A 6872-nucleotide genomic window follows, 5' to 3' on the forward strand; every position below is an offset into this window, starting at 1 on the left:
GATCGAGGCGTCCGAGGTCACCGTGGTGCTGCTGGACGCCAGCGAGGTCATCAGCGAGCAGGACCAGCGGCTGCTGTCGATGGTCACCGAGGCGGCGGACAGGTTGCGGTGTCAGGGCACCGCACCCGCCCGGCGCAGGCCCGCGCCCTGAACGCGAGCCACCCCCGTTTCAGCGGGCAGCCGCCAGCAGCCGCTGGCCGGCCCGCTCGGGCCGCACGCCCGGCCCGTCGAAGGACACCGTGGCGGGCCGCAGCGCACAGGCGGCGATCGCCGCTTCGTCCATGCTGATGCCAAGACCCGCCGCATCGCCGAGGACGAACGATCCGTCCTCGATCCGCAGGTCGATGTCGATGCCGATCGGCGGGCGCATGACCTGCAGCTCGCTGGTGAGATGGTTGGGCACCGACGTCGCCGCGTGCAGCAGGCCGACCGGGTTGGTGCCGATCGGGCTGACCGGCAGGTCGTAGGCGTGGGCCAGCGCCGACACCCGCAGGAAGTGGGTCACCCCCCACACCGAGGCCGTCTGCACGATGTCCAGTGCGCCCGCCGCCAGCAGAGGCCGGAACTGCTCCAGCCCGCTGAGGTTCTCGCCACTGGCGACCGACGCCCGCATGCCCCGTCCGACCGCGGCCAGCCCTTCGGCGTCCCACCGCCGCACGGGCTCCTCGACCCAGATCAGATCCAGGCTGCGCTCGAGCTCGGCGACGTAGCGCACCGCCTGCTTGCGGCTCCAGCACTCGTTCGCGTCGAGCATCAGGCCGGGCCGCGACCCGCCGCCTGCCTCGGCGAGCACGTCATGGACCAGGGTGAGCCGGTGCCGGTCGCGGTCGACATCGAGGCCGCCCTTGAGTTTGGCCGCCCGGATGCCGCGCTCGGCATAGCTCTGGTAGGTGGCGACCAGGTCGTCGTCGTCGAGGTCGATGTCGAGGCCGGAGGCGTAGGCGGGCACCACGCGGTCGCGGCCGCCGAGCAGCCGCCACAGGGGCTGGCCTGCGGCCTTGGCCTTGATGTCCCACAGGGCGGTGTCGAACGCACCGATCGCCCCGAAGACGGCTCCGGCGTGTCCGGCCTTGAACGTCTGCCGCAGCATCCGGTCGTACAGCGCGGTCACCGCCCGCGGGTCCTCGCCGTCGATCGCGGCGAAGATCGCGTCCAGCTCCACGTGCGGGCCCATGCCGACGCCGGTGATTCCCTCGTCGGTGGTCACCACGACGATCGGCACATCGGTGAGTCCGTCGGCGTACACGCCGTTGGCGTCGCCGACCGGCCGGCCCCATTCCTGCACGGTGTTGAGGGCGCGATACCCAGTGATGCGCATGTCAGCCTTTCGTCGAACCAGCGGTGACAGCGTCGGCGATCCGGCGCTGGAAGAACAGGTAGACCGCCAGTACGGGCACGGCTGCGATCAGCACCCCCGAGGCGAAGGTGGGGATGTCGGCCGAGTACTGACCGCGCAGCGACGTCACCCCGACCATGAGGGTGCGGTGCTCCGCGGACGGCATCATCAGCAGGGCGATGAGCACGTCGTTCCAGCAGAACAGCGCGTTGAGCACCCCGACCGACAGCAGCGCCGGCCGGCCCATCGGCAGCATGATCCTGCGGTACACGCCGTAGGTCGTGTTGCCGTCGATGCGCGCCGCGTCGACGATCTCGGCCGGGATGGCGCTGTAGTAGCTGGCCATCAGGTAGATCGTGAACGGCAGGTACTGCGCGACGTAGGCGAGGATCAGTCCGGGATAGGTGTCGACCAGCCCGGTGTCGGCCATGGTGCGCACCAGCGGCACCATGATCACCTGGAATGGCACGAACAGCGCCGCGAGGCACCCCAGAAACAGCGCCCGGGACCCGCGGAACCGCAGGTGGCTCAGCGCAAACCCGGCCATCGAACCCAGTAGCAGCAGCAGCGCGACGGCGCCGGCCACCACGATCACCGAGTTGAAGAAGTAACGCGCCGTGCCGGCGCTGGTCCAGGCCGTGGCGATGTTGTCCCAGCGCAGGGTGTCCGCGAACGCGAACCTGTCCAGGATGTAGTCACGACGGGTCTTCATCGCCGCGTTGCCGGTGAACACCAGGGGGTAGATCGTCGCGAGCGCCAGCAGCGCCATGGGTGCGGCGATCAGCCACCGGCTGAGTCGAGCGCCGCGCATCAGTCCTCCCTACCGGTGCGTCGCAGGAAGCTGACCTGTGCGAGCCCCACGACGAGCATCACCAGGAACAGCACCGTGGAGGCCGCCGACGCGAACGCCGGGCGGTTCATCTGCCCCTGCTGGATCCAGATGTAGTACTCCGGCAGGTAGGTCGACCCGCCCGGACCACCGCTGGTCATCACGTAGATCAGACCGAACATCGAGGTCAGCATCCCGATCATGGTGGTCACGAACACGAACTGGATCGTCCGGGACAGGCCGGGGATGATCACGTGCCGGATCACCTGCGACAGGCTCGCCCCGTCGGAGCGCGCGGCGTCGAGCAGGGCGGGATCCAGCGTCGCGAAGCCGGACAGGAACACCACCAGCGACATGCCGAACGTCGCCCACACGTGCACGCCCACGACGGTGAACATCGCGACGTTCGAGTCGCCCAGCCAGTCGACCGGGCCGAGCCCGGCCAGGTCGAGCACGCTGTTGACCGGGCCGTCGAAGGACAGCAGCAGGTTGAAGATCGAGCCCACGATCACCGGCGAGAGCACCGCAGGGAAGAAGTACACGCTGCGGTAGAACCGGTGTCCGGGTACCCGCAGGTAGATGAACGTCGCCAGCATGCCGGGGATCGCCACCGCGATAGGAAGCAGCAGCACCAGCCATCCCACGTTGCGCAGCGCGCCCAGGAACAGCGGGTCGGCGAACAGCTCCACGTAGTTGTCCAGCCCGACCGCCGAGCCGTTGCGCTCGCCGTCGCCGGTGAAGGAGAAGTTGACGCCGAGCAGCAGCGGCCACAGCCGGAACAGCACGATGACCAGTACGGCGGGGGCGATGAGCACGAACGGGGACAGCCGTTCCGAGGACAGCCTGCCGGTCCGCGGACGCCTGCGTGATGCGGTGCCTGTCCCATCGGCTCGCCCCGCTCGAGCGGGGCGAGCCAACAGCGGCGTGGAATCACCGAGCGGCACTCTGGTCAGCTCCGGTCCGACTCACCGAGCTGCTTGAGCGCGGCGTCGACGCTGACGGAGCCGTCGAGGATCTGCTGGGACAGCCGACCCATCAGTTCGATGGTCTTCGACGACAGTGCCACGTGCAGTGCGGGCTTGCCGGTCTTGAGGTCGGCCACCAGCGAGGTGACGGCCGGCTCGGCGGCCTTGACGGTGGTGTCGGACACGACCGCGCCCGCGTTGGTGTAGAACGCGGTCAGGGCCTCCGTCGAGGTCAGCGAGCGGACCAGGTCCGCGGCCAGGGCCGGGTCCTTGGTCCACTTGGCGACCGCGTAGCCGATACCGCCGTCGAACGGCAGGCTGGGGGTGGCGCCCTCGGCGATGACCGGCGACTTCATCACCCCGACGTTGTCGGGGCCGAGGAACTCGTTGAAGTCCTTCCAGTGCCCGATGTCGGACATCAGGCCGATGATGTTGGTCGCCTTGCCGGACTGGAAGATGCCGAAGGCGTCGGTGAACATCGTGGTCGAGTTGCCGCCCTTGCTGTTCAGGCCGTTGACCTCGACGTCCTTCCACAGCTGGAAGATCTGCTTGACGTGAGGGGAGTTCCAGTCCCGCTTCCCGGCGATCCAGTCGTCGTACTCCTGGGGCGAGAAGATGCCGGAACCGAACGCCGACAGGAAGAACTGGATGCCGGCACCCTCCTTGTTGCCCAGCGCGAAGCAGGTCGCCTTGGTCGCCTTGGTGATCGTGGCACAGTCGGCGGTGAAGCCGCTCCAGGTGGTCGCCGGCTTCTGGGGGTCGAGGCCGGCCTTCTTGTACAGGTCCTTGTTGAAGTAGATCGGGTGGCCCTGCAGGGTCACCGGCGAGGCGAACACCTTGCCGTCCTTGGTGAACGCGTCCCAGCCGGTCAGCCGGTCCTTGTCCGGGCTGACGTACTGGTCCAGCGGGACCAGCGCGTCGACCCGGTCACGGATCTGGCCGCCGCCGTTGAACATCATGACGTCGGGGCCCTTGCCCGCCTGGATCGCTGCCCCGAGCAGCGTGTAGTACTGGTCGAACGGCTGGGCGACGAACTCGACGGTCACGCCCGGGTGCTTCTTGGCGAAGTCGGCCTTCGCCTTGTCCACGTACGCGGTTGCGGTCTTGTCACTGGACTTCCAGTCCCACACCACGAGCTTGCCGCTCGCCGCGTCGGACGGGGGTTCGCTGCCCGTGGCGCTCCCACAGCCCGCCAGGGCCAGCATCACCGCGACGGCGGCCGGCCAAAGTACTCGCTGCTTCATTGATTCTCATCTCGAGAATGGCCGGATGCGCCGGCCGTCAGCTGGAATGCAGCAAAGCTAAGTCATATGATGTGTGATGTCAACGGAATCTGATGGACCCCGTATCGCCACAACGGGCCACGACACATCACCGCCACGCGAGCGACGGCGTCGCGGTCGGCCCACGACATTCGGAACCCGACCGGAACAACCGCGCCGACATCGCGATTGTTATCGGTCACATCACGGCAGCGGATGAGGACGGAGTCAGCTCCACAAACAACGGAACACCACGCGATGAGCCCGCTCGATCATCCGAAACATTTCGGCAACGTCTTGACGCGTTCCGATGTTATCGGTCACAGTCTATGTCGACGCCGCCCGACCCACAGGCGTCCGCACCTCAGCACGCGCACGCTCTGACCCATCCGGACAGAGCGCTCCCCCGCACGGCGGCTCACAGCGTCCCGCGCTGTGAGGACTTCGCGCTGCCGCAACTTCGGCCCGATCCGACGGCCCACGTCGGCCATACCCCGACCGGCGGTCCGCGCATCGGTCCGCTCCCGCCCGCCCGAACCGACCACAGGAGCATTCGTGAACCGTCCCCTCCGATCACGACGCCTGGCCACCGCGCTGATGGCAGCACTGCTGCTGACCTCGGCCGCGCTCGGCCTGCAGGCCCCCGCCGCACACGCGCTAGACAACGGCGTGGCCCGCACGCCCCCGATGGGCTGGAACACCTGGAACACCTTCGGCTGCAACATCAACGAGACCCTGATCCGCCAGCACGCCGACGCGCTCGTCAGCAGCGGCATGCGCGATCTGGGCTACCAGTACGTCGTGGTCGACGACTGCTGGTTCAACCCCAACCGCGACTCGGCGGGCAACCTGCAGGGCGACCCGACCAGGTTTCCCAGCGGCATGAAGGCGCTCGGCGACTACCTGCACAGCCGCGGCCTCAAGTTCGGCATCTACCAGGTGCCCCTGGACAAGACCTGCGCGCAGTACTTCGGCGCGTACCCGGGCGCCACCGGCAGCCAGGGACACGAGGCCCAGGACGCCCGGCAGTTCGCCGCCTGGGGCGTGGACTTCCTCAAGTACGACTGGTGCTCGCCCACCGGCACCATCGACCAGCAGGTCGCGACGTTCGCCAAGATGCGCGACGCGCTCGCCGCGACCGGCCGCCCGATCGTCTACAGCATCAACCCCAACAGCATCCACGCCAAGACGGGGCCGCTGCGCAACTGGGGCGACGTGGCCAACATGTGGCGGACCACCGAGGACATCACCAACGCGTGGGACACCGGGCAGACCAATGGCTACCCGATGGGCATCCAGAACATCGTCAACGTCACCGTGCCCCTGGCCTCCTACGCCCGCCCCGGCGGGTTCAACGACCCCGACATGATGGAGGTCGGCCGGGGCGGCATGACCGACACCGAGATGCGCAGCCACTTCGCGCTCTGGGCGATCATGGCCTCGCCGCTGATCGCCGGCAACGACCTGCGCTCCATGTCCAGCGCGACGCAGACCATCCTCAAGAACGCGAACCTGATCGCCATCAACCAGGACTCGCTCGGCCTGCAGGCGACCCAGGTCTCCCACGACGGCACGCGCCGCGTACTGGCCAAGAGGCTGGCCAACGGCGACGTCGCGGTCGCCCTGTTCAACCAGGGGTCCTCGACCACCACGGTGTCCACCACGGCCGCGGCCGTCGGCAAGTCCGGCACGTCCTTCACCCTGCTGGACGCGTGGACGAACGCCACCAGCTCCAGCAGCGGGACCATCTCCGCCAGCGTCCCGGCGCACGGCACGGTGGTGTACCGCGTCAGCGGCGGCGGCACCACTCCCCCGCCGACGACGACCACCTTCGTCAGCGCGGCCTCCGGGCGCTGCCTGGACGTCCCGCAGAGCAACACCGCCAACGGCACGCAGCCGGTGATCTGGGACTGCAACAGCCAGGCCAACCAGCAGTGGGCCGTCAACGGGGCGACGCTGCAGGCGCTGGGCAAGTGTCTCGACGCGCCGCTCAATGCCACGGCAGGGGCCAAGGTGCAGCTCTGGGACTGCAACGGCGGCACCAACCAGCAGTGGAACCTCAACGCCGACGGCACGGTCAGCAATCGCCAGTCGGGGCTGTGCGTCGATGTCAACGGCAACGCCACCGCCAACGGGACCCTGGTGATCCTGTGGACCTGCACCGGCGCGGCCAACCAGCGATGGACCCGGCGCTAGCGGAGCGGTAATGCGGAACGGACCGCGGTGGCTGGCTCCGCCACCGCGGTCCGCGTTGGGCCCCGCCGTTCTTCCATCATACGTCATATGTCAATACATCGCTGCGTGGCGGTCGATGCGCAGCCTCGAATGGCCAACTACCAGGTGTGATAGCGATCTCGCCCCTGATCTCGTCGCAGGATGCCGAGGGAGCGAAACTCACTTATAGGTCTTTTAGCTGTCAGCTGTCATACGTCATATCGAACACTCCATACCTTAGCGTTGTTCCCCGGATTGGGGGAGGG

5 protein-coding genes are annotated in these 6872 nt (G+C 68.1%); 1 reads left to right on the forward strand and 4 read right to left on the reverse strand.

What is annotated here, in order from left to right:
* Positions 1-169: 169 nt before the first annotated feature.
* From AB0J67_RS38145 to AB0J67_RS38160, 4 genes are all read right to left on the reverse strand, one after another.
* A complete protein-coding gene (locus tag AB0J67_RS38145; RefSeq protein ID WP_363490201.1) occupies positions 170-1318 on the reverse strand; it encodes a mandelate racemase/muconate lactonizing enzyme family protein in 1149 nt (382 codons plus the stop codon).
* Position 1319: 1 nt separating this feature from the next.
* Positions 1320-2147, reverse strand: coding sequence for a carbohydrate ABC transporter permease (locus AB0J67_RS38150; protein WP_363490203.1), 828 nt, complete (start codon positions 2145-2147; stop codon positions 1320-1322).
* Positions 2147-2980, reverse strand: a complete 834-nt coding sequence (locus AB0J67_RS38155; protein ID WP_363490205.1) for a sugar ABC transporter permease — start codon at positions 2978-2980, stop codon at positions 2147-2149. Before AB0J67_RS38155 ends, AB0J67_RS38150 begins: the two co-directional genes overlap by 1 nt.
* Before the next feature lie 134 nt (positions 2981-3114).
* Positions 3115-4374, reverse strand: a complete 1260-nt coding sequence (locus AB0J67_RS38160) for an extracellular solute-binding protein (protein ID WP_363490207.1) — start codon at positions 4372-4374, stop codon at positions 3115-3117.
* Between the two features lie 615 nt (positions 4375-4989).
* Here AB0J67_RS38160 and AB0J67_RS38165 point away from each other — a divergent pair.
* Positions 4990-6588, forward strand: a complete 1599-nt coding sequence (locus AB0J67_RS38165; protein WP_363490209.1) for a ricin-type beta-trefoil lectin domain protein — start codon at positions 4990-4992, stop codon at positions 6586-6588.
* Positions 6589-6872 lie beyond the last annotated feature (284 nt).

Source organism: Catellatospora sp. NPDC049609 (assembly GCF_040675365.1).
Taxonomy (GTDB): domain Bacteria; phylum Actinomycetota; class Actinomycetes; order Mycobacteriales; family Micromonosporaceae; genus Catellatospora.

Coding starts and splice junctions, on each gene's coding strand:
- AB0J67_RS38145 (WP_363490201.1), bottom strand. CDS start 1,318: ATGCGCATCACTGGGTATCGCGCCCTCAACACCGTGCAGGAATGGGGC.
- AB0J67_RS38150 (WP_363490203.1), bottom strand. CDS start 2,147: ATGCGCGGCGCTCGACTCAGCCGGTGGCTGATCGCCGCACCCATGGCG.
- AB0J67_RS38160 (WP_363490207.1), bottom strand. CDS start 4,374: ATGAAGCAGCGAGTACTTTGGCCGGCCGCCGTCGCGGTGATGCTGGCC.
- AB0J67_RS38165 (WP_363490209.1), top strand. CDS start 4,990: ATGGCAGCACTGCTGCTGACCTCGGCCGCGCTCGGCCTGCAGGCCCCC.